A 19,815-nucleotide genomic window follows, 5' to 3' on the forward strand; every position below is an offset into this window, starting at 1 on the left:
GGCCAGCGGCCGGCACTACCGATCAGCCGGAGCGCAATGCGAACCGCGGCCGCAGCAACAGGGCCAGCACCAGCACCGCCAGGAATGCGCCGTAGGCGTACAGCACCGCCAGCACCTGCGGCCAGATCGGGCCGGCGCCGGGCTGTACCACGCCAATGCGGTAGCCCCACAGCATCGACACGATGCTCAGCGCGAATGCGAGCACCAGGGTGGTGCTGTCGAACAGGCGCCGCCGCGCGGTGCGCGGCTGGCGCGGGAACAGCCAGTACAGGCTGCCCAGCAGCAGGAACCAGGGCAGGAACAGCAGCAGCGACAACCAGGCCATCGCAGACTCCATGTCATCGCGGACATCATGCCATGACCTTCGTTCACGGGTAGTGCCGGCCGCTGGCCGGCATCCGCCCTTCAACGGCGCCGACCAAGGTCGGCATCTACCGATCAGTCGGCTCGCAGCGCCGCAAGCGCTGCCAGCACTACATCCACTTCCGCTTCCAGCTTGAACAGCTCGCTCTGCAGCTGGTCGCCCTGCTCGGCCTGCTTGATCACCGCGATCAGCTGGCCTGCATCGCGCGGCGAATCGAAACCTTCGCTCTGGATCAGCAGCGTGCCGTCACCAGCGGTCAGCTTGAAGTAGAAGCGGCCATCCTTTTCGCGGTACTGCTTGAACAGCGGCGGTGCCACGCGGGCCACGCCGGCATCCTCGCTGGCGATGTCGCCGGCGCTGGACAGGTCGCGCAGGCCCACCGCATGGCGCAACTCGTCCAGCAGCGGGGCTGCCAGCTGCTCGCGCAGCTGCTGGCCACGGCGCTTGAGCAGCGCCTCGATCTTCTCCGGCTCGGCCATCAGCGCGTTGTAGCGCTCGCGCAGCGGCGACAGCTCGCTGTCGATGCGCTCGAACAGCTGCTGCTTGGCATCGCCCCAGCTGATGCCGGCAGCGAACGCCTTGGCGAACTCCGCGGTCTGTTCCGGGGTGGCGAAGGCCTGGTACATCTGGAACAGTGCCGAGCCTTCGGTGTCCTTCGGCTCGCCGGGTGCGCGCGAGTCGGTCAGGATCGAGAACACCAGCTTCTTCAGCTCCTCGCGCGGCACGAACAGCGGAATGGTGTTGTGGTAGCTCTTACTCATCTTGCGGCCGTCGAGGCCGGCCAGCGTCGCCACCTGCTCGTCGATCACCACATCCGGCAGCGGGAAGTACTCCTTGCCGTACACGTGGTTGAAACGCTGGGCGAAATCGCGCGCCATTTCGATGTGCTGGATCTGGTCGCGGCCCACAGGCACCTGGTTGGCCTTGAAGATCAGGATGTCGGCGGCCATCAGCACCGGGTACATGAACAGGCCGGCGCTGACGCCTGCGTCCTCGTCCACGCCTTCCTCGCGGTTCTTGTCCACTGCCGCCTTGTAGGCATGCGCACGGTTGAGGATGCCCTTGCTGGCGATGGCGGTCAGGAACCACATCAGCTCGGTGGTCTCGCGGATGTCACTCTGGCGGTAGAACCACACATGTTCCGGGTCCAGGCCGCAGGCCAGCCAGCTGGCCGCGATCTCCAGGGTCGCGCGCTGGGTGCGCTGCGGGTCCTGCGACTTGATCAGGCTGTGCAGGTCGGCCAGGAAGAAGAAGCTCTCGATCCCCGGCGCGCGGCTGGCCGCGATGGCCGGACGGATGGCGCCAACGTAGTTGCCCAGGTGGGGCGTGCCGGAGGGGGTGATGCCGGTAAGGACTCGGGTCGTCATGACTGCGTGGGGTAACCTTCGATGAACGGGGCCAGTTTACCTTGCACGCCACCAACCCCGTCAGGGCCTGCGGCGCGTTCATTCACGCAACCCCGCTGGAGACGCCCGATGAAACGCCTGCTGCCCCTGCTGCTGATCCTGCCCCTGGCCGGCTTCCGCCCGGCCCCGATGCCGCCGCCGGTGTACGAGGGCGGCCCCGTGCGCATGGCCCTGGTCGACCGCGACCGCGGCACCGAACTGCGCAGCTACTCCGCCGAGGGCCAGCGCTGGGTGGCCGGCGAGCGCGGCCACCGCTACGCCGTGCGCCTGTACAACGACAGCCCGCGCCGGGTGCTGGTGGTGCTGTCGGTGGACGGCGTCAACGCCATCTCCGGCGAAGATGCCGATCCCTCGCAGACCGGCTACGTGCTCAATCCCGGCCAGCGCGCCGACATCACCGGCTGGCGCAAGAGCCAGGATGAAGTGGCGCAGTTCGTGTTCAGCAGCCCCAGCGGCAGCTATGCCAGCCGCACCGGCCGCCCGGACAACATCGGCGTGGTGGGCGTGGCGGTGTTCGAGGAAGCGCGCCGCTGGTACCCGCAACCGATCCTGCGCCGTGGCCTGCCAGCACCGGCCCCGGCCGCCGAGGCCGCGGCCGATGCCAGCGCCAGCCGCATCGAGGGCTACGCCAACAAGTCGCAGGCGCCAGCGCTGGGCACCGGCCACGGTGCACGCGAGCAGTCTTCGGTGCGCGATACCGACTTCGAACGTGCCAGCCGCAGTCCGGCCCAGGTACTGCAGCTGCGTTACGACAGCGCCCGCAACCTGCGTGCACGCGGCATCCTGGTGGATTCGCCCTCACGCCTGCCGCGCGAACCGCAGGCCTTCCCCAACCGTTACGTGCCGGACCCGCCGGCGCGCTGATCCTCCCGCCCAGACAACACAACACCCGCAACCTCTCGGTGCGGGCGTTGTGTTGTAGGGCGAACCCTGGTGCTTACTTGTAGTCCGGATAGTCCTTGCGCACGCTGTCTTCAAAATCCCGGACTTCCTTCTCGGCGCGGTCCTTGGCCCAGCCGTAACGTTCCTGCAGGCGACCGGCCAGATACTCGGCATTGCCTTCGGCCACATCGAAGTCGTCGTTGGTCAGATCGCCCCACTTGGCCTGGGCCTTGCCCTTCAGCTGCGACCACTTGCCGGAAATGATGTCTTTGTTCATTGCTGGGAGTCCTTGGTTGCAACGGCGTTCTTACCGTGGCTCCAGCTTCGCGCAGTCGCTGTTGAGTACCGGTCAACCGGCAATGAAATGCGTGCTCACCTGCTTGAATGGTTCACTCCGCTTCGACAGTCGTACTGCTGAAAGCACAAACGAAGAAGGCCGGGATGATTCCCGGCCTTTTCGCATTCCAGTCCGCGCCGGGCTCAATTGCCCTTGGCGGCGTCCTCAACCTTTTCACCGGCCTTCTGCACGTCCTTGCCAGCACCGGCCACGGTGTTGCAACCGGCCAGCAGGGCCACCGAGAACATCGACAACAGCATCAGGGCAACTACGCGCTTCATGGGCTTCTCCTTGGGTTCGCCGCTATACCGCTTCATTCGCGGATGGGATTCTTTCGCTCGGCGGGAGGGCACCAATGCCCACTGCCGCCGCGTGAAGTGCAATCTGGCGGCAGGGGCGTGGAGCGGGTGTGAACGGTTCGGGATTCCGTTCAGGGGACGCCTTCAATCGCGCATCAGGGTGGACTTGCCGAACAGGCTTTCGACCAGGTCCACGGCCAGCTCGGCGGTGGCATTCTGCTTGTCCAACAAGGGGTTGAGCTCGACGATGTCCAGCGACCCCATGCGCCCGGTGTCGGCGATCATTTCCATCACCAGCTGTGCCTCGCGGTAATTCACCCCGCCCGGCACGGTGGTGCCCACGCCCGGCGCGATGCTGGGGTCGAGGAAGTCCACATCGAAGCTGACATGCAGGTGGGTGTTCTCGTCGATGCCGGCCAGCGCCGCTTCGACAGCGCGCTTCATGCCGTTCTCGTCGATGTAGCGCATGTCATAGACATCCACCTTGTGGGTCTTGATCAGGCGCTTCTCTTCCGGGTCCACCGAGCGGATGCCGATCTGGTGCATCTGCGCCGGGGTGATCGCCGGTGCGCTACCACCGAGCTGGGTCAACGCGTCCGGGCCAAGGCCGCACAGGCAGGCCACCGGCATGCCGTGGATGTTGCCCGACGGGGTGACATCGCTGGTGTTGAAATCCGAATGCGCATCCAGCCACAGCACGCGCAGGGTCTTGCCCTGCTCGCGGCACCAGCGCGCCACGGCGGTGATCGAACCGATGCCCAGGCAATGGTCGCCGCCGAGCATGATCGGCATGCGGCCGGCCTGCAGTTCGGCATAGCTGGCTTCCATCAAGGCGTGGTTCCACGCCACCACTTCATCCAGGTGGCGGTAGCCTTCCACCGGCGCCGTCCACGGGTTGCGCGGGCCATCCAGGTTGCCCAGGTCGCGCACGTCCACGCCGCGCGCCTCCAGCGCCTCCGGCAGGCCCGCCACGCGCAGCGCTTCCGGCCCCAGCCGGGCACCGCGATGGCCCGCACCCACATCGGTGGGAACGCCAATCAGGGATACGGAAATGGGATGGGCCATGGGTGCCTCCTGCGGTGGGGAAAAAGAAGCACAGTCTAGCCAGAGCTGTGTGACACCACTCGCGGCGGTGCAGCAGGGCATTGGCATGGCATGATGCCGCGCGGACCCGACCGCCCCTCATGGAAGATTGCGATGTCGCCCTTCATCAATACCGCCTGGCCACGCTTCTTCATCGGGGCGCTGCCCATTGCCGCCTTTGTGCTTCTGTTGAACGGCAAGGCCGATGCGTCGCCGAACGGTTGGCTGATCCAGGCGGCGCTCCTGCTGATGCCGTTCTCGTTCCTGGTCTTCTTCGGGTTCGGTTGGCAGCGTCTACGCAAGGCGCACGCTGAATACCCGATCCTGAAGAGCGAGCTGCACCGTATGCTGGCGGCGTTGATCGGCAACGTAAAGGTAGCCGCGCTGTGGTTCGGCCTGACGTTGTTCGGAACGTTCGCCCTGATGCTGGCGTGGGTGCTGCTGCGGAAGACCGGCGGCTGACGGCGCGGCGGGTCGCGCTCAGAGAATCGCCGACGACCACGCCTCGATGCGGAACAGGCGCTTCTTCAGCACGTCGATCCGCCACTGCCCTGCCACGCGCTTGAGTACGAACAGGCGTTCGTAACGCAGCGCGCGGGACTTCTGCGGATGATCGCGCACCAGCACTTCGGCCTTCGACGCGGTCGGCTGGCTGGTGGCGGCCAACAGATCCTCCGGCACGTGTACCGGCGGGTTGCCCACCGCCATGCCTGTGGAATACACCCGCTTGCGATCGGTGCACCAGGCCGCGAGGATATCCGCGCGCTCCTGTTGGAACGCCGCACTGCCCAGCAGGTCTCCACCGCCCTTGGCATCACGGTAGCCACGCGTTTCCCAGGCGTGGCAGGCCAGCATATAGCCGCGCACCACTGCAGCCGGGTCACCGTCTGCCGCCGGTTCGGGCCACGCAAGCGCTGGCGCCTCCTCCAGCGCAGGTGGCCTCTGTGCACCGGCTGCCTGCAGGCGCTGCACCACGGCCGCATGCCCGCACTCTTCAGCCAGTGCCAGCGCATTGCGTCCTTCAAAATCGACGCGTGCGACATCAGCACCGCCAGCCAGCAACAGCTCGACCATCGGCAGATGACCGCCCTGTGCCGCCACCATCAGCGGCGTGCGCCGCAGCTCCGGCGAGGCCGCGTCCAACGAGGCGCCGCGCGCGATCAGCATGTGTCCGATCTTCGTGTCGCCTGCATTGGCAGCCCAACCCAACGCGGTGTAACCCAGCGCAGTACAGGCGTGCTGGATGTTGGCGCCACGGTCCAGCAGCCGCACCACCGAGTCGGCCTTTCCGGCGATCACCGCCGACAGCAGCGGGGTGCGCCCGGTGCCTTTGTGCTGCCACTCGATGTCCGCGCCGGCATCCAGCAGCGCGTCGATGCGGTCGAGATCCTGTTTCTCGGCGGCTTTGGCCAGAAGATTGGACATGCAGGTGCCACCAGAAGGGCGTGAGGGCAGCCACCATAGGGCTGCAGGCGTGGCGAACTCAACCCCCGCGGCGGCGAACCGGCGTCAGGCTCTGCACCTGGCCGTTGTTGCGCATCATGCACAGGAAGCGGCCATCCGGATAATCGATGATCAGCTCCTGGTAATCGTTGCCCACCGGCGTCTGAGTGACCAGTGCGCCCTGTGCGCCCTTGCGCATGTTGCAGGCGCCCAGTGCGGTATCGCCTGCCGGCGCCGGGGTGGTCACCGAAGACACATTGCGGAACACCGCGCGGCAGCCGCCATTGACCCACACCGAGTGCCGCGACAGGCCCCAGTTCTTGCCTTCCTCGCAACGGGTGCGGCTGAGCTGGCGCACGATTTCCACATTGCCACGGGTATTCAGATCGCACGACACCTGCTGCTGGCCGGTGGATTCACAGGTGACTTCGCGCGGCAGCGCGGCATCCCCGGCGGCAGCGTCGCGAGGGCGTGCGCTGTTTGCGGCGGGCGCGGGCGTGCCGCTGGTACTGATCTGGCAGATGCCATTGGCGCCGCCCCTGCCGGTGTAGCTGACCTGCGGCGAGCCGTCATCGTTGCGGCTGATCGACAGGGTGATGCCGCTGTTGGCATCGCGTGCTTCGAAATAGCGGTCGTTGAAGCGCTTCAACGCCGTCTCGCGGCCCTGCACGTAAACCGGCCCGCCCTCATCGGCGTGCACGTCGATGCCGCCCGGGCAGCTGGCGTTGAAGAACGGCACAGCGGCCATGGCCGGGGCTGCGAACGCGGCGGACAACAGTGCGGCGGTGAGCGGCAGGGCGTGGCGACGCATGGGCGGGTTCCGAAGGGTGTGTGTCCGCAGTATGCGGTGGAATGCCCGGAGCTGTGTGTGAGGAGAATCATTATCCGGGCACGCGTTTTGGGGTTCTTGTTTGCTATGGTGGCCGTGGCGCTCTACCCGGGCTGTTAAGCCAGCTTCACTTTGCGGGCCTTTCCAGGCGTCGCAACCGCGCCGACGCCTACCGATTTCCAGCGGATGATCTCATTGCGCGATATGTCGCTTTTGGCATCGAAGCGGCGGAAACAGGCCAATCGCGATAATTCATTTTTCCTTTCATATCGCCGGATGCCATCGAAACAAACGACTGGCAGGCGGGGATTCTGCGTGCGCATGATGAATCGCCACCTGCAGAGGTGGTCGGGTCTTCCAAGCCCGTGTAATCGAAGCTGTATACGCTTGCCAGCCGGCGTCGTCCTCCCAAGAGCGGCGCCGGCTGGCAATCCGTTCGCCGGTCTACGGCGGGCGGTGCGTGGGGGCCTTGTGCCCGCCGGCTCATCGATTCCCGGTCTTGGAAGCCACGCATCGCCCGCCACCCTATCGTGGCGGCGCCTCTGTGCCTGACGAGGATGCCCGCATGTCCAAGACGCTCTACCCGTATCTGACCGCCACGTTGGGCGACGCCGCCCTGCACCTGCCGCTCGAACTGGCGCAGCCGCTGGAAGCCGCCTTCGCCGCCGCCAACGATGCGCCCGCGCCCATCAACCTGCCCGTCTGCCTGCGCCGCATCCAGGCCGGAGATGCCGCCGACGGACAGCCGTGGCAGGGGCCATCAAGCACGCCCGGCCACGCTGTGGCCGCCGCACGCAGGGACCGCGCCGCCGTGGGTCTGGTGTCGCTGCTGGAGCTGTATCACGCCAACGAGCGTGTGCGCGTGGATGGGGAAGAGAAAGACGATATCGGCGATGGTGTGCGCGAGGGGCTGATGTTGGCCTGCCGGGGGCTGGCGGAGTATGTGGCGTTGCAGGTGCGGGGGACCCAATAATGCAGAACGGTGGGATTCCCAACGCACAGGTTCAACGCGTCGCTACCCCGGCTATCGAATCAGGCGGAACCGCTGCTGGCATGGACACACCCTATCCAAACCTGAAACCTGTTCTCGTTGAGCTGCGGCTGGACGAAGTGGATTCACGCGGTGGCGCTGTTGCCGAGATGATCGCCTCCACCGCGCGCCCCATGGCGCTTTCGATAAGCCCTGAACTCATGTGGTACAGCTTCGTGCTGAATGATCGCGCCATCACCCGCATCGCGCCTGGCACGCGGGCACACTGCACGATCTCGTTCGTCAACCATGACGGTGCGAAAGAGGTGCTCCGCTGTGGCACGGTGGCCGCCTTCGGAGACGGATCGGCAACACGAGGGTTGATCCGCATCATTCGGTTTGATTGAACCTGATCGCGCCGGGCTTCTTAAGGTGGCAGAAGTGCAGCGCAGTGCCTCGATCCCTCACACGGCGCTGGCATGCAGCCGCACACCCAGGGCACGGGTCACCTTCAGGATGGTGGCGAAATCGGGGCTGCGCTCGCCGGACAGTGCGCGATACAGACTCTCGCGCGACAGGCCCGCCGCACGCGCAACCTTGCTCATGCCCTGAGCACGGGCGATATCGCCGAGCGCCTTTGCGATGAATGCAGAATCGCCGTCACTTTCAGCGATGCAGGCGTCGAGATAGGCGGCCATTTCTTCGGGCGTCCGAAGGTGTTCGGCCACATCAAATGATTTGAGTTCGACTTTCTTCTTGGTGGCCATGATGGGACAGCTCCAATACTTCGGTGTTGAGTTGTTTCGTCGATAGCCAGTTCGATGCTCACAGGGCACGCGCAATCTCCCTGGCCTTCTCGATATCTCGCTGCTGCGAACCTTTGTCGCCTCCGACCAGGAGAATCACCAGCTGCCTGCCGCGCTGGGTGTAGTACACGCGGTAGCCCGGTCCTGCATCGATACGCAGTTCGGAAACACCGTCCCCCAGATAGCGGTGATCACCCGGATGACCTTCGGCGAGCCGTGCGATGCGAGCCAGGATGCGCGCGCGCGGTTACGTCCTCGAGAGCGTCAATCCATGTCGCGAACTGACGGGTACGCTGGATCTTCATGGACGACTGTAGCCTACTGGCTACACCCCCTTCAACCATGAGGAACGCATGCAGGGAAAAGCCCAGCGACGCGTCACGCGCCGGATACCAAAACAGTAAGGGGAGGAGGAAAAAGACGGGGCAGGGAGCAATGCTCGACCAACGACCGTGCCGCCGCTTTGCGGGGGCCAATCTAGTTGCTTGATGGTGCCGCTTATCCGAATCGAACGGATGACCTACTGTTTACAAGACAGTTGCTCTACCAACTGAGCTAAAGCGGCATGGGTGCATCACCGGCGGCAGCGCCGCGGTCCGGGGGATTCTAGCGCAACCTTGCGCATTCCAGCGACCGGCTCTGTGCCGCGCCGCTGCGCTGCTGGGCCTGGGCCGGCGGCGTGCCCGCCGCCAGCTGCCCTTCCAGCCACCACTGGCCGGCGTCGCCGCTGGCCACCAGGCGCGGCTGGAAGCCGGCGGCCTGCACGGCGGCCATGCGCCGCTCGGCGCCTTCGCGGTTGCGGTACTGGCCCAGCGCCACGGCGTTGATGTCCTCGCCCTGGCTGATGATGTAGTAGTCGCTCAGACCGGCCGCGACGATGCGCTTCACCGTGGCCTGCGCTTCTTCCCGGTTGGCGGCGGCCGGCAGCAGCACGCGGTAGCGGGCACTGCCGCTGGCAGCGGGCTGTTCGCGCAGGCGCACCTGGCTGATCACGTTGCCGGCCTTGCCCTGCGCGCTGGTGGCGGCGGCGCGGTCGGCAAACGGACCCAGCGCGACGCAGCGCGGCGGCTCGGCGGCTGCTGCGGGCGGGGTCTCAGGCTTTTCCGGCGCGGGGGTCGGGGTCGGCGCGGGCGGCGTCACCGGCTTGGCCGTTGCGGCAACCGACGTGGCCTCGGGCTTGGCCGGTACAACGGGCGCTGGCGTCGCCGCCACGGCCGTCTTCTCAGCCGGCTCGCGTTCCATCAGCGGCGCGGTCGGGGCAGCAGCAGCAGCAGCTTCGGCGGCCGCAGCCGCATCCACGCCACCGGGCACCCAGCGCAGCTCGGCCACGCCGGGCGCTTGCGGCGGCGGCGCAGGCTTCTGCGGCGCATCGCGCAGCAGCCACCAGCAGGCGACGCCAAGATTGAGAATGGCCAGTACGACGATCAGGGCACGGGTCAGCATGCGCGGATACTAGCCTGCGGGCTGGTGCACCGCCCAGCGGGCGAGGCCATCGAGCACCAGCGAGGGGTGGTAATCGGCGCCCGGCAGCAGCGGCATCAGCGCCGGTGCGCCGCCGCCATGCACCAGCAGCGACGGTGCCACGCCCAGCAGCGCATGTGCCTGCTGCGCGCTGCGTTCGATCAGCGCCACCGCGGCGCCATCGCAGCCGGAGGCAAGCGCGTCGGCGGTGTCGTTGGCGAACTCGCTGTAGTCGCCGCCGGTGGCCGGCAGCTGCACCGCACGCGCGTGCAGCGCTTCGCGCATGGTGGTGGGCGATGCGGAAATGCGCCCGCCGTGATGCTGGCCATTGGCGTCGAGCAGATCAATCGTCAGTGCGGTGCCTACGCCGACCACCAGCACCGGGCGCTGCGCCTTGGCCGCAGCCAGCAGGGCCAGGAAGCGGTCGACGCCAAACTTTTCCGGCTTGGCATAGGCAATGCGCACGCCGGCGCATGTGGCGCTGGTGCGCACGACATGCACGTTCTCGAAGCGGCGTTGCAGCTGGTCCAGCATGGCGCTGGTCAGCGACGGTGCGGCCACGCTGGCCACGAACGCGGTGGTGCCGCTGGGCAGGCTGTGCGGCGGCTGCCCGGCCATGCCTTCGGCGCCATGCGCCCAGGCCTGCACGTCACCGGCGCGGTCACCCTGCAACGGCGCGAACTTGAAGCGCGAGTTGCCGAGGTCGAACAACCAGTCGCTCATGCTGCCCTCACGCTGACTTCGCCGGCGTGCAGCAGGCGCTCGCGGCCATCGATGCGCACGCGCAAGGCGCCGTCATCGGCCAGGCCGAGCGCGGTGCCATGCTGCCACTGCCCTTCCAGTTCCACGCGTACTTCGCGGCCGGCCAGCATGTCGAACGCGGCGTAGCGCGGCAGGAACGGAGCGAGGCCTTCGCGATCGAATTCTTCCAGCGCCGGCAGCAGGCGCGTCAGCACGGCGGCGACCACCACGTTGCGGTCTACCGGCTGGCCGGCCAGCGTGTCCAGGTCCACCCACGGCTGGGTGATCTGTTCGGCGAATGACGGCGGCATGTGCGTGTTGATACCGATGCCGATCACCGCGCGTGCCGGACCGGCGTATTCGCCACCGCCTTCTGCGAGCAGGCCAACCAGCTTGCGCTTGCCATCGACGATCAGGTCATTCGGCCACTTCAGCTGCGCCTGGGTGTAGCCCAGGTCGTGCAGCGCTTCGGCCACGGCGATACCGGCCACCAGGCTCAGCCCGGCCAGGCGGCCAAGGCCACCGGAGTACAGGCGCAGCACCGACAGGTAGATATGCGCGGCCAGCGGCGAGGCCCAGCTGCGGCCGCGACGGCCACGGCCGCCGGTCTGGCGTTCGGCCAAAAGGACGCTTACCCCGCGCTGGGGCGCGCTGCAACGCAGCAATTCGGCGTTGGTCGAGTCGACCGTCCAGGCCACCTGCAGGTCGTGCAGCAGCGGCAGAACCCCGGCCGGCAGACCGGCACGGATCGCGTCCGGGTCCAGCAGATCGACCGGGCGGGTCAGGCCATAGCCTTCGCCGGCGCGGCCCTCGACGTCCACACCGGCGGCCCTAAGCCCTTGAATACGCTTCCAAATTGCCGCTCGGGTCTGGCCCAGCTCACGGGCCAGGGCGTCGCCGGACAGGCGACCGGCAGCGAGTTTGGCCAGCAATTGGCGATCGTCCACGGCAGCTTCCACGAAGTCAGAAAGGAATTATGCGGGAAAGCCGCCAGCGACGCCCGCCACGCTGGGTTCCGCAGGGGCTTCCAACGGGGCGCCGGGTTCGGGCTAGAATCGGGAACTCACCTTCCCTTAACGTGGATGTCGTCAATGCGCCGTTATGCCCATTGCCTGATCCTGCTGATGATGCCCTTCGCGGCGTCTGCGACAGCAGCGCTGGACGACAGCCGTGGGGCCTGCGTGTCCTCCAATGGCGATGCCGCCTCGCAGCGCGCGCCCACCGCCAGCGCATCGGCCGCCAGCACCAAGGCGGCACCGGTACGCCCGGCCGCCAGCACGACTACCGGCGGCGGTGGCAGCGATGACGACATGCTGCCGCGCATCCGCGCGCCGAAGTGGCACAGCTACCTGCCGGGAATGTTCCGCTGATCAAGTCGTTGCTGCAGTGGCTGCGGCCTGCGCCGCGGCCGATTGACGATGCGCTTTGGGATAACGCCTGCCGCCGCGCAGCCTGGTTGCACGGCTTGGACGACGCGCGTCGCGCGCGCCTGCGCGTGCTGGCCACGCGCTTCCTGCACGAGAAGACCATTACCCCGATCGGCGAGCTGCAATTGCAGCCCGGCGATGGCGTGCTGCTGGCCGCGCTGTGCTGCCTGCCGCTGCTGGAGTTCGGCGAGGTGGGGCTGGAAGGCTGGTCGCAGCTGATCGTCTACCCCGATGCATTCCGCGTGCACCGCAGCCACATGGATGCGGCCGGCGTGCTGCATGAGTGGGATGACGAACTGATTGGCGAATCGTGGGACAGCGGTCCGTTGATTCTGTCCTGGGCCGATGTGCAGGCCGACCTGGCGGCGCCGCACGAGGGCTACTGCGTGGCGGTACACGAGATGGTGCACAAGCTGGATGCGCTGGATGGCGCGATGGACGGCACGCCGCCGCTGCCGCGCGCATGGCAGCGCGAATGGGCGGCCACGTTCCAGCGCGCCTACGACGCCTTCTGTGCCCAGGTCGATGCGGGCGAAGAAACGCTGATCGATCCGTATGCGGCCGAGGCACCGGAAGAGTTCTTCGCGGTGACCAGCGAGTACCACTTCTCGGCACCGGATCTGCTGCAGCAGGCGTTGCCGGAGGTGGCCGCGCAGCTGCGGCGGTTCTATGGCGAGCCGCCGGCGTTCGAACAACGGTAGTGCCGGCCGCTGGCCGGCAAGCTCATGATCTTCGGTGGCATTGCCAGGTTGCCGGCCAGCGGCCGGCACTACCGGAACACCACGCGCTGTTGCGCCAGGCGATGCCCGGCGGGCGGGAACGCGCGGATTACGGCCCCGGCGGCAGGCGTACTTCGAAACGGGCGCCGCCCAGTTCCTCGGAGCGGCCTACAGCCAGTTCACCGCGATAATCCTTGATCAGGTCCTGCACGATCGACAGGCCGATGCCGTGGCCCTGCACGCGCTCGTCGCCACGCACGCCACGCTGCAACACCTTGCCGATGTCGTCCGGGGCGATGCCGGGGCCATCGTCGTCCACCGCAAGCAGCAGGCCCGCGCGGCGCGCGTTCGGTGCCGGCAGCGGCTGTGCGGTCAGCAGCACGCGGCGGTTGGCCCACTTGAAGGCGTTCTCCAGCAGGTTGCCAAGCAGTTCCTGCAGGTCACCCGGTTCGCCATGGAAGCGCGCGGCCGGGTCGATGTCGAATTCGCACAGCACGCCCTTCGAGGCATAGACCTTTTCCAGGCCACGCACGATTTCCTCGGCGTTGGATTCGATCGGCAGCGGCGCGGAGAACAGCTTGTGGCCCGAGGACGCAGCACGTGCCAGCTGGTAGGAGACCAGGTTGTTCATGCGCTGCAGCTGCACGTCCAGCTCCTCGCGCAGCGCGCCATCGCCCGCGCCGCTGTCCATCTGCGTGCGCAGCACTGCGATCGGTGTTTTCAGGCTGTGCGCCAGATCGGCCAGGGTATTGCGCTGCCGCTCGAGGTTCTCGCGCTCGCTTTCAATGAAGGCGTTGATGCTGTCGGTCAGCGGTTCCAGCTCGCGCGGGTGACGCTCGCTCATGCGCTCGGTCTCGCCGCGCTGCACCTTGGTCAGCTCGGTGATCACGCGGCGCAGGGGCCGCAGGCTCCACTGCAGGATGACGGTCTGCAGCAGCAGCAGGATCAGGCCGATGCCGCCCAGGTAGAACCACACCCGGCCACGGAACACCCGCAGCTGCGCACCCAGCGCGCGCGAGTCTTCCATCACGTAGATGGTGTACGGGAATTCGGTGGCGGGATCGGCGTCGGCGTCCCACACCAGGCCCAGGCCATAGCGGTACACCGAGCCTTGGCTGCCGTCGATCTGGATCATCGGCAGCGGGCCTTCGAACACTTCCTGGCGCGGCGCCAGCAGGCCGCCGCCGACGGTGGGCAGCATCGGGCCTTCGGCGGACATCGAGTTGCCCTTGCCGTGCGGCATCACCACCTGCAGGTACAGGCCGCTGCCGGGCACGTCGAAGCGCGAATCCGGCGGCTGCTCGCGGATGTACAGCGAGCGGTCGCGGGTGAAGTCGATGCCGGCCGCATAGGCAGTGGCGTAGTTCTTCAGTCGCTCACGCAGGTTCGCCTTCGCCGTATCGGCGAAGGCGGCGTCGAGTGCGTAACCGGCCAGTGCCAGGAACGCGACCAGGCCCACGGACGCGGCGAGCATCTGGCGCGCCTGCAGGGAGCGCGGCCGCCAGCGTCGGAAGAACCACAGACGGCCGGACATCATGGTATCGCCAGGGTGAGCCGGCTCAGCCCTCGTTGCGCGGGATCGCGAAACGGTAGCCGCGACCGCGCACGGTCTCGATCGGCTTCAGCTCGCCATCCGGGTCCAGCTTCTTGCGCAGGCGGCCGATGAAGACCTCCAGCACGTTCGAGTCGCGGTCGAAGTCCTGCTGGTAGATGTGCTCGGTGAGGTCGGCCTTGGAGACCAGTTCACCGGCGTGCATCATCAGGTACTCCAGCACCTTGTACTCGTAGCTGGTCAGGTCGACATTGCTGCCGGCCACGCTGACGGTCTGGGCAGCCAGGTCCAGGGCAACCGGGCCACATTCCAGGGTCGGCTTGCTCCACCCGGCGGCGCGGCGCAGCAGCGCGTTGACGCGGGCCAGCAGCTCTTCCACATGGAACGGCTTGACCAGGTAATCGTCAGCACCCTGCTTGAGGCCTTCGACCTTGTCCTGCCAGCTCGAACGCGCGGTCAGGATCAGCACCGGGAACTTCTTGCCTTCGTCACGCAGGGCCTTGATCAGCTCCATGCCCGACATCTTGGGCAGGCCGAGGTCGATGATGCCGACATCGAACGGGACTTCGCGCCCCATGTAGAGGCCTTCCTCGCCGTCCTGCGCAGCATCGACGGCAAAGCCTTCGCGCTTGAGCCGGGCTGCCAGGGTCTCACGCAGCGGGGCTTCGTCTTCGACCAGAAGGATACGCATGAACTCTCCCTAGTGTCCTGGGTGTGGCCCGGAGGCCAGTGGGGTACGGGTTGATAGCGACAACTATCCCTGTTCAGGGGTTATCGCCGCGTAGTGATGACATATCCGACCGCGGCGTGCGCGGCTGTGAACGCGACGGGGCGGGGTCGTCCATGTAGCGGACCCGGCCCCGATCGTCCATGTACTTCACCCGGTTGATATCACGACCATCGAACGGCACGCGCTCGGCGCCGAGGATGTGGCCGCCAGTGGTGCGCTGCACGCGGCGCACGGCATCGGACAGCGAACGCTCGTCGCCACGGCCACCGCGCTCGCCCCGCTCCATCATCTCCGCCCGCACCTGATCGCCACGCGGCGGCTGTTGCGCCAGCGCCGAAGACAGCGACGCAGCTGCCAGCACCACGCAGGTGGCCAGGGCAATGCGGCGATGGAAGGGAGCGGAAGACATCGATGCGATCCTAGCCGAGCACGGCGATTCGTTCAAAAGTCGTAAATCCGGGAGCCGGGTGCGGGACCCGGCCTTTACAATTCCTTTGCAAATTCTTGGTTTAGGGCAGTGAATCCGATCTGAACTTTTCCGGGCGATGCCGCGAGTCGTTCATCTAGGTGAACATTCGGGACGAAAGCGCCGGCCTTGTCAAGTCAGGAATGTGACGCGCATCACGCTGCGGCGCGATCTGCATCGCGATCGGTGACCGCCAGCGCCTGCTCGACCAGGGTCCAATCCGCACCCGGGCGGTGCGCGCCCTCGCTCAGTACCTGGCGGAACGCGCGGCCACCGGGCTGGCCGTGGAACAGGCCCAGCAGGTGGCGGGTGATGTGCTTGAGCGCCAGACCTTCGGCCAGCCGCGCTTCCACGTAGGGGCGCAGCGCGCGCAACAGGTCGCCACGCGCCTGCAGCGGGGCGCCGGTGTGCAGCGCCTCCAGCTGATGCAGGAGGTAGGGGTCGTGGTAGGCCGCGCGGCCCAGCATCACGCCATCGACGTGCGCGGCCTGCGCCTGCACCGCCTCGATGCTGGCCAGGCCGCCGTTGATCACCACCGGCAGTGCCGGGCGCTCCCGCTTCAGGCGGTAGGCCCAGTCGTACTTCAGCGGTGGAACCTCGCGGTTCTCCTTCGGCGACAGGCCCTTGAGCCAGGCATTGCGCGCATGCACCACGACCATGCTGGCACCTGCGGCGACCTGGCGGTCGACGAAGGCGGCGAACACGTCGTAATCGTTGTCTTCGTCCACGCCCAGGCGGCATTTCACCGTCACCGGGATGTCGACCGCATCGACCATCGCCGCCACGCACTCGGCCACCAGCACCGGCTCACGCATCAGGCAGGCGCCGAAACGCCCGGCCTGCACGCGGTCGGACGGGCAGCCGCAGTTGAGGTTCACTTCGTCGTAGCCCCACTCGGCGGCGATGCGCGCGGCCTGCGCCAGCAGCACCGGATCGCTGCCACCCAGCTGCAGCGCCAGCGGCTGCTCGCTGCGGTCGAAGCCGAGCAGGCGCTCGCGGTCGCCGTGGATGACCGCGTTGGCGTGCACCATTTCCGTGTACAGGCGCGCGCCCGGCGCCAGCACGCGATGGAACACGCGGCAATGGCGGTCGGTCCAGTCCATCATCGGGGCAACGGACAGGCGCAGGGAATCGGCGTAACGGGCGGTGGCGGACGTCATCGGGGCATTGATCGTGGAGACTGGCATTGCCAGTGAGATCAATAGTTTACACCGGGTTGCTGAATGACGCCGGGGCGCCAGGCGTTGTGCAAAGCGCCGGTACTCCGTCGCCTGTGTGGCACACGCGCGTCACGCCATCAAATGCGAATGAGAAGTGCTATCATTTGAGCGCCGCATAACGATGTGCGGCATGGATGTCCCAAGCAAACGGAACATGTAATGCAGCAACGCACCTATATCGAACTGGTTCTGGAGCTGTTCGCCTTCATCAGCCTGTGCATGGCGATGACGACCTCCGGCATCCCGGTGGTGGTTTTTGGTCTGTCGACCATTCTGCTCACGGTATGGATACCCTTCCAACGGCGCGAGATCCATCGCTTCACCCGCGCCGTGTCGATTGCGCTGGTCATTGCGGCAGTAGCCAGGATCGTCATTCATTTCCTACCCAATCCATCCATCTAGGAATCGAATTCGATGAGGCTGTTCCGCTACGCCACTGCTGTGGCGTTGTTGCTCTGTGCGCAGGGAGCGCACGCGCAGTTGAAGCAGATACAAGATATCCCGTGCGAAGGGTGTTCATACGCTCAGATGCAGGCGGCCGCGCTGTCGGACGTCGATGTCGGCGGTGCTCTGGTAACCAGCATTTCCACGGGAGAGATACGCAAGTTCGTCATCCTGTGGGACCGCAGGATCCAGGAGCTGCCGATCGAACAGGACCTGGAAGATTACTTCCTAGCTCTGGTCCGCTTCTGGCATGCGAATGGGCGCAGCCTTGAAATGAACTACGACGTTGCGTCGAACACGTGGAGACTGCCCCAGCAAGCGATGGCGGCTGCACGCGTGCGACGGGCGCTGGCGGCACCGGCTGCAGACAGGCCGGTGCCGGCAACCGTGTACGACGCGCTGCAGAGCCCGGCCAGGATGAACAACGCGATCGAGCAGTTGAATGCCTCCTGGCGCGCCCGCGGCTATGCGGCGCACATGACGTTCGTCAACGCGGTCAGGGGAAAGAACATCTCGCTGACCGCGGGCCGCCCGGTGACCACCCTGAACTTCGCGGATGGCTCCAAGATCAAGGCCTCCTACGACATCGAGATGAAGAGCTGGGCGCCTATTCCCGGCACCGGCCGCGACGTTCACGGCAATCCGGTTCCAGAGACGAAAGCCGACGTTGCCAAGGACGGCAAACCAGTGGTGTATGAATTCCCCGGTGGCATCACCAGTGACGCCTACATGGACTTCAGTCGCTACCTCTTCGATCTGGGCGTGCACCCCAACATCGGGCCAGGCGACAACCAGATGATCTGCACAAGCGAAGTGATGGACGCCGACATGCGGGTGGAAGTAAGGTGCATGGGGCGCAGGCACTGATGCAACAGCACGAGTGACCGCCACCGCGGTCACTCCGGTGCCCCGCGCCGAATCAGAGGCAGATGCCAGGGCGGGTTCCTGGCATCTGCCGAAGCGCTCATGGACCGGTTCCCCAGGACAGGAGGCGACGATGGATGAGTGCGAACTCAGTGCCCGCCACCGCGCCCACCCACCTGCTCGATCAACGTCTGGCTGGCCGCATTGAGCCCCACCACCGTCACCTCCGCACCGTGCGCGGCCAGCTTTTCCTGCGCCCGCTCCAGCGCAGCCACGGCAGTCAGGTCCCACAGGTGCGCATCGCGCAGATCAATCTGCACCTTCGGCGCCACGTGCTGGTAATCGAACGCTGCACCCAGCTGCCCCGCCGAGGCGAAGAACACCTGCCCGCGCACGCGATAGACCTGCGTGTCATCGGCATCGTCGCGCTGCACGTCCGTGTCATCGGCATCGTCGCGCTGCACGTCCAGCATGCGGCCAACCTTGCGCGCGAAGAACAGGGCCGACAGCAGCACACCGCTGAGCACGCCCTTGGCCAGATCGTGGGTAGCCACGGTGACCACCACCGTCAGCAGCATCACCGCAGAGGAACTGCGCGGATGGGTGCGCAGGTCGCGCAGCGAGCGCCAGCTGAAGGTGCCGATGCTGACCATGATCATCACCGCCACCAGCGCCGCCATTGGGATCTGCCGTACCAGATCGCTGCCGTACACCACCAGCACCAGCAGGAACACGCCAGCCACCAGGCAGGACAGGCGGCCGCGGCCACCGGAGGTCACGTTGATCACCGACTGGCCGATCATCGCGCAACCGGCCATGCCACCGAGGAAGCCGGTGACCGTGTTCGCCACGCCCTGGCCGACACATTCGCGGTTGCGCTCGCTGGGCGTCTCGGTGATGTCCTCGACGATCTGCAGGGTCATCATCGATTCCAGCAGGCCGACCACCGCCAGCGTTGCCGATACCGGCAGCAGGATGCGCAGCGTTTCCCAGGTGAGCGGAACATCAGGGATGAGGAAATGCGGCAGGCTGTCAGGCAACTGGCCCATGTCGCCGACGCTGCGTACGTCTACACCAAAGCCGATCACCACGGCGGTAAGCACCACAATGGCCACCAGCGGTGATGGCACGGCGCGGGTAATGCGTGGCAGCAGGTAGATGATCGCCAGCGCGGCGGCGCACAGCACGTACACCGTCGGGCCGCGACCGATCAGTTCCGGCATCTGTGCCAGGAAGATCAGGATCGCCAGCGCGTTGACGAAGCCGGTGATGACCGAGCGCGAGACGAATCGCATCAACGAGCCAAGCTTGAACACGCCCGCGAGCACCTGCAGCAGGCCGGCCAGGATGCTGGCCGCGAACAGGTACTGCAGGCCGTGTTCCTTGACCAGGTCGACCATCACCAGCGCCATTGCACCGGTGGCGGCGGAGATCATGCCGGGGCGGCCACCAGCGATGGCGGTGATGACGGCAATGGAGAACGCGGCATACAGGCCGACCTTGGGGTCGACGCCGGCGATGAGCGAGAAGGCGATGGCCTCGGGAATCAGGGCCAGGGCGACGACGATGCCAGACAGCAGGTCGCCACGGATGTTGCCGAGCCATTGCTCGCGCAGGGGGTAGGACGTTTGCATGGGAAAACTCCACGCGCACGCGGGCGTGGCCGCATGGCGCTGCAGTGGAAAGACACGGGTTCCTGAGCCGGGCGGGCCGGCTGCCGATGTGCGGCAAGGGTCAGGGTGGCGTGATCACTGCAGGCGGGCGTCGGTACG

Annotated in this window: 25 protein-coding genes, 1 tRNA gene and 1 pseudogene; 8 read left to right on the top strand and 19 right to left on the bottom strand. The window is 66.6% G+C overall.

Going from position 1 to position 19,815, the window contains the following annotated elements; genetic code table 11:
- Positions 1 to 22 precede the first annotated feature (22 nt).
- On the bottom strand, positions 23 to 325 hold the full coding sequence (locus tag V3B46_RS17930; RefSeq protein ID WP_065724234.1) for a hypothetical protein: 303 nt from the start codon (positions 323 to 325) through the stop codon (positions 23 to 25).
- 113 nt (positions 326 to 438) lie between these two features.
- Positions 439 to 1,731, bottom strand: a complete 1,293-nt coding sequence (locus V3B46_RS17935; RefSeq protein WP_032128180.1) for a tryptophan--tRNA ligase — start codon at positions 1,729 to 1,731, stop codon at positions 439 to 441.
- Positions 1,732 to 1,839: 108 nt separating this feature from the next.
- On the opposite strand from V3B46_RS17935, the gene V3B46_RS17940 reads away from it, so the two are divergent.
- Positions 1,840 to 2,634: a hypothetical protein gene (locus V3B46_RS17940; protein ID WP_329892513.1), complete on the top strand. Its 795-nt coding sequence runs from the start codon at positions 1,840 to 1,842 to the stop codon at positions 2,632 to 2,634.
- Between the two features lie 73 nt (positions 2,635 to 2,707).
- Here the strand turns inward: V3B46_RS17940 and V3B46_RS17945 are convergent, their stop codons facing one another.
- The 3 genes from V3B46_RS17945 to rocF all read right to left on the bottom strand — a co-directional run bounded on the left by V3B46_RS17945 (position 2,708) and on the right by rocF (position 4,353).
- Positions 2,708 to 2,929: a CsbD family protein gene (locus V3B46_RS17945; RefSeq protein ID WP_019661831.1), complete on the bottom strand. Its 222-nt coding sequence runs from the start codon at positions 2,927 to 2,929 to the stop codon at positions 2,708 to 2,710.
- A gap of 203 nt (positions 2,930 to 3,132) precedes the next feature.
- The gene (locus V3B46_RS17950) at positions 3,133 to 3,270 is read right to left on the bottom strand and encodes an entericidin A/B family lipoprotein (RefSeq protein ID WP_019661832.1); all 138 of its coding nucleotides are present in this window, start codon (positions 3,268 to 3,270) and stop codon (positions 3,133 to 3,135) included.
- A 162-nt stretch (positions 3,271 to 3,432) separates the two neighbouring features.
- Positions 3,433 to 4,353, bottom strand: coding sequence for an arginase (rocF, locus tag V3B46_RS17955; protein WP_049448235.1), 921 nt, complete (start codon positions 4,351 to 4,353; stop codon positions 3,433 to 3,435).
- Positions 4,354 to 4,485: 132 nt separating this feature from the next.
- On the opposite strand from rocF, the gene V3B46_RS17960 reads away from it, so the two are divergent.
- Entirely contained in the window at positions 4,486 to 4,833 is a 348-nt protein-coding gene (locus V3B46_RS17960; protein WP_329892514.1) for a hypothetical protein, read from the top strand.
- Between the two features lie 18 nt (positions 4,834 to 4,851).
- Here the strand turns inward: V3B46_RS17960 and V3B46_RS17965 are convergent, their stop codons facing one another.
- The 3 genes from V3B46_RS17965 to V3B46_RS17975 form a co-directional block, all read right to left on the bottom strand.
- A complete protein-coding gene (locus tag V3B46_RS17965) occupies positions 4,852 to 5,796 on the bottom strand; it encodes an ankyrin repeat domain-containing protein (RefSeq protein ID WP_329892515.1) in 945 nt (314 codons plus the stop codon).
- A 58-nt stretch (positions 5,797 to 5,854) separates the two neighbouring features.
- Positions 5,855 to 6,625, bottom strand: a complete 771-nt coding sequence (locus V3B46_RS17970; RefSeq protein WP_329892516.1) for a DUF3011 domain-containing protein — start codon at positions 6,623 to 6,625, stop codon at positions 5,855 to 5,857.
- A gap of 134 nt (positions 6,626 to 6,759) precedes the next feature.
- Entirely contained in the window at positions 6,760 to 6,966 is a 207-nt protein-coding gene (locus V3B46_RS17975) for a hypothetical protein (protein ID WP_329892517.1), read from the bottom strand.
- A gap of 242 nt (positions 6,967 to 7,208) precedes the next feature.
- Between V3B46_RS17975 and V3B46_RS17980 the strand changes: the two genes are divergently transcribed.
- A complete protein-coding gene (locus tag V3B46_RS17980) occupies positions 7,209 to 7,616 on the top strand; it encodes a hypothetical protein (protein ID WP_329892518.1) in 408 nt (135 codons plus the stop codon).
- 80 nt (positions 7,617 to 7,696) lie between these two features.
- The gene (locus tag V3B46_RS17985; RefSeq protein ID WP_329892519.1) at positions 7,697 to 8,020 is read left to right on the top strand and encodes a hypothetical protein; all 324 of its coding nucleotides are present in this window, start codon (positions 7,697 to 7,699) and stop codon (positions 8,018 to 8,020) included.
- A 57-nt stretch (positions 8,021 to 8,077) separates the two neighbouring features.
- On the opposite strand, the gene V3B46_RS17990 is transcribed toward V3B46_RS17985, so the two are convergent.
- The 6 genes and pseudogenes from V3B46_RS17990 to birA form a co-directional block, all read right to left on the bottom strand.
- Positions 8,078 to 8,380 carry an addiction module antidote protein gene (locus tag V3B46_RS17990; protein WP_263467839.1) on the bottom strand — a complete coding sequence of 101 codons (303 nt, stop codon included), beginning with the start codon at positions 8,378 to 8,380 and terminating at the stop codon, positions 8,078 to 8,080.
- 58 nt (positions 8,381 to 8,438) lie between these two features.
- Positions 8,439 to 8,724: pseudogene (locus tag V3B46_RS17995) on the bottom strand (type II toxin-antitoxin system RelE/ParE family toxin).
- 184 nt (positions 8,725 to 8,908) lie between these two features.
- Positions 8,909 to 8,984, bottom strand: a tRNA-Thr gene (locus tag V3B46_RS18000).
- Positions 8,985 to 9,025: 41 nt separating this feature from the next.
- Positions 9,026 to 9,862 carry an SPOR domain-containing protein gene (locus V3B46_RS18005; protein WP_329892520.1) on the bottom strand — a complete coding sequence of 279 codons (837 nt, stop codon included), beginning with the start codon at positions 9,860 to 9,862 and terminating at the stop codon, positions 9,026 to 9,028.
- Positions 9,863 to 9,871: 9 nt separating this feature from the next.
- Positions 9,872 to 10,603 (bottom strand): type III pantothenate kinase, encoded by a 732-nt coding sequence (locus V3B46_RS18010; protein WP_329892521.1) that lies wholly within the window; start codon positions 10,601 to 10,603, stop codon positions 9,872 to 9,874.
- The gene (gene birA, locus V3B46_RS18015; RefSeq protein WP_329892522.1) at positions 10,600 to 11,568 is read right to left on the bottom strand and encodes a bifunctional biotin--[acetyl-CoA-carboxylase] ligase/biotin operon repressor BirA; all 969 of its coding nucleotides are present in this window, start codon (positions 11,566 to 11,568) and stop codon (positions 10,600 to 10,602) included. The genes V3B46_RS18010 and birA overlap by 4 nt, the downstream gene beginning before the upstream one ends.
- A gap of 144 nt (positions 11,569 to 11,712) precedes the next feature.
- On the opposite strand from birA, the gene V3B46_RS18020 reads away from it, so the two are divergent.
- Both V3B46_RS18020 and V3B46_RS18025 read left to right on the top strand, forming a co-directional pair.
- Positions 11,713 to 11,991 carry a hypothetical protein gene (locus tag V3B46_RS18020; RefSeq protein ID WP_049399853.1) on the top strand — a complete coding sequence of 93 codons (279 nt, stop codon included), beginning with the start codon at positions 11,713 to 11,715 and terminating at the stop codon, positions 11,989 to 11,991.
- Entirely contained in the window at positions 11,958 to 12,749 is a 792-nt protein-coding gene (locus V3B46_RS18025) for a M90 family metallopeptidase (RefSeq protein ID WP_329892523.1), read from the top strand. The genes V3B46_RS18020 and V3B46_RS18025 overlap by 34 nt, the downstream gene beginning before the upstream one ends.
- A 127-nt stretch (positions 12,750 to 12,876) precedes the next feature.
- On the opposite strand, the gene V3B46_RS18030 is transcribed toward V3B46_RS18025, so the two are convergent.
- From V3B46_RS18030 to dusA, 4 genes are all read right to left on the bottom strand, one after another.
- Positions 12,877 to 14,301: an ATP-binding protein gene (locus tag V3B46_RS18030; RefSeq protein WP_154264888.1), complete on the bottom strand. Its 1,425-nt coding sequence runs from the start codon at positions 14,299 to 14,301 to the stop codon at positions 12,877 to 12,879.
- A gap of 25 nt (positions 14,302 to 14,326) precedes the next feature.
- Positions 14,327 to 15,010: a response regulator transcription factor gene (locus tag V3B46_RS18035; RefSeq protein ID WP_004136763.1), complete on the bottom strand. Its 684-nt coding sequence runs from the start codon at positions 15,008 to 15,010 to the stop codon at positions 14,327 to 14,329.
- A 73-nt stretch (positions 15,011 to 15,083) separates the two neighbouring features.
- Complete coding sequence (locus tag V3B46_RS18040) at positions 15,084 to 15,458, bottom strand: hypothetical protein (protein WP_329892524.1); 375 nt, start codon at positions 15,456 to 15,458, stop codon at positions 15,084 to 15,086.
- A 212-nt stretch (positions 15,459 to 15,670) separates the two neighbouring features.
- A complete protein-coding gene (dusA, locus tag V3B46_RS18045; protein WP_329892525.1) occupies positions 15,671 to 16,702 on the bottom strand; it encodes a tRNA dihydrouridine(20/20a) synthase DusA in 1,032 nt (343 codons plus the stop codon).
- A 192-nt stretch (positions 16,703 to 16,894) separates the two neighbouring features.
- Here dusA and V3B46_RS18050 point away from each other — a divergent pair, with 192 nt between their 5' ends.
- Both V3B46_RS18050 and V3B46_RS18055 read left to right on the top strand, forming a co-directional pair.
- Entirely contained in the window at positions 16,895 to 17,137 is a 243-nt protein-coding gene (locus V3B46_RS18050; RefSeq protein WP_132826234.1) for a hypothetical protein, read from the top strand.
- Positions 17,138 to 17,149: 12 nt separating this feature from the next.
- Positions 17,150 to 18,046: a hypothetical protein gene (locus tag V3B46_RS18055; RefSeq protein WP_329892526.1), complete on the top strand. Its 897-nt coding sequence runs from the start codon at positions 17,150 to 17,152 to the stop codon at positions 18,044 to 18,046.
- A gap of 146 nt (positions 18,047 to 18,192) precedes the next feature.
- On the opposite strand, the gene V3B46_RS18060 is transcribed toward V3B46_RS18055, so the two are convergent.
- Positions 18,193 to 19,677 (bottom strand): SulP family inorganic anion transporter, encoded by a 1,485-nt coding sequence (locus tag V3B46_RS18060; RefSeq protein ID WP_329892527.1) that lies wholly within the window; start codon positions 19,675 to 19,677, stop codon positions 18,193 to 18,195.
- Positions 19,678 to 19,815: the final 138 nt, after the last annotated feature.

It is taken from the genome of Stenotrophomonas sp. SMYL11, assembly GCF_036320005.1.
In the GTDB taxonomy this organism is placed as follows: domain Bacteria; phylum Pseudomonadota; class Gammaproteobacteria; order Xanthomonadales; family Xanthomonadaceae; genus Stenotrophomonas; species Stenotrophomonas maltophilia_A.

Coding starts and splice junctions, on each gene's coding strand:
- V3B46_RS17930 (WP_065724234.1), bottom strand. CDS start 325: ATGGCCTGGTTGTCGCTGCTGCTGTTCCTGCCCTGGTTCCTGCTGCTG.
- V3B46_RS17935 (WP_032128180.1), bottom strand. CDS start 1,731: ATGACGACCCGAGTCCTTACCGGCATCACCCCCTCCGGCACGCCCCAC.
- V3B46_RS17940 (WP_329892513.1), top strand. CDS start 1,840: ATGAAACGCCTGCTGCCCCTGCTGCTGATCCTGCCCCTGGCCGGCTTC.
- V3B46_RS17945 (WP_019661831.1), bottom strand. CDS start 2,929: ATGAACAAAGACATCATTTCCGGCAAGTGGTCGCAGCTGAAGGGCAAG.
- V3B46_RS17950 (WP_019661832.1), bottom strand. CDS start 3,270: ATGAAGCGCGTAGTTGCCCTGATGCTGTTGTCGATGTTCTCGGTGGCC.
- rocF (WP_049448235.1), bottom strand. CDS start 4,353: ATGGCCCATCCCATTTCCGTATCCCTGATTGGCGTTCCCACCGATGTG.
- V3B46_RS17960 (WP_329892514.1), top strand. CDS start 4,486: ATGTCGCCCTTCATCAATACCGCCTGGCCACGCTTCTTCATCGGGGCG.
- V3B46_RS17965 (WP_329892515.1), bottom strand. CDS start 5,796: ATGTCCAATCTTCTGGCCAAAGCCGCCGAGAAACAGGATCTCGACCGC.
- V3B46_RS17970 (WP_329892516.1), bottom strand. CDS start 6,625: ATGCGTCGCCACGCCCTGCCGCTCACCGCCGCACTGTTGTCCGCCGCG.
- V3B46_RS17975 (WP_329892517.1), bottom strand. CDS start 6,966: ATGCGCACGCAGAATCCCCGCCTGCCAGTCGTTTGTTTCGATGGCATC.
- V3B46_RS17980 (WP_329892518.1), top strand. CDS start 7,209: ATGTCCAAGACGCTCTACCCGTATCTGACCGCCACGTTGGGCGACGCC.
- V3B46_RS17985 (WP_329892519.1), top strand. CDS start 7,697: ATGGACACACCCTATCCAAACCTGAAACCTGTTCTCGTTGAGCTGCGG.
- V3B46_RS17990 (WP_263467839.1), bottom strand. CDS start 8,380: ATGGCCACCAAGAAGAAAGTCGAACTCAAATCATTTGATGTGGCCGAA.
- V3B46_RS18005 (WP_329892520.1), bottom strand. CDS start 9,862: ATGCTGACCCGTGCCCTGATCGTCGTACTGGCCATTCTCAATCTTGGC.
- V3B46_RS18010 (WP_329892521.1), bottom strand. CDS start 10,603: ATGAGCGACTGGTTGTTCGACCTCGGCAACTCGCGCTTCAAGTTCGCG.
- V3B46_RS18020 (WP_049399853.1), top strand. CDS start 11,713: ATGCGCCGTTATGCCCATTGCCTGATCCTGCTGATGATGCCCTTCGCG.
- V3B46_RS18030 (WP_154264888.1), bottom strand. CDS start 14,301: ATGTCCGGCCGTCTGTGGTTCTTCCGACGCTGGCGGCCGCGCTCCCTG.
- V3B46_RS18035 (WP_004136763.1), bottom strand. CDS start 15,010: ATGCGTATCCTTCTGGTCGAAGACGAAGCCCCGCTGCGTGAGACCCTG.
- V3B46_RS18040 (WP_329892524.1), bottom strand. CDS start 15,458: ATGTCTTCCGCTCCCTTCCATCGCCGCATTGCCCTGGCCACCTGCGTG.
- dusA (WP_329892525.1), bottom strand. CDS start 16,702: ATGCCAGTCTCCACGATCAATGCCCCGATGACGTCCGCCACCGCCCGT.
- V3B46_RS18050 (WP_132826234.1), top strand. CDS start 16,895: ATGCAGCAACGCACCTATATCGAACTGGTTCTGGAGCTGTTCGCCTTC.
- V3B46_RS18055 (WP_329892526.1), top strand. CDS start 17,150: ATGAGGCTGTTCCGCTACGCCACTGCTGTGGCGTTGTTGCTCTGTGCG.
- V3B46_RS18060 (WP_329892527.1), bottom strand. CDS start 19,677: ATGCAAACGTCCTACCCCCTGCGCGAGCAATGGCTCGGCAACATCCGT.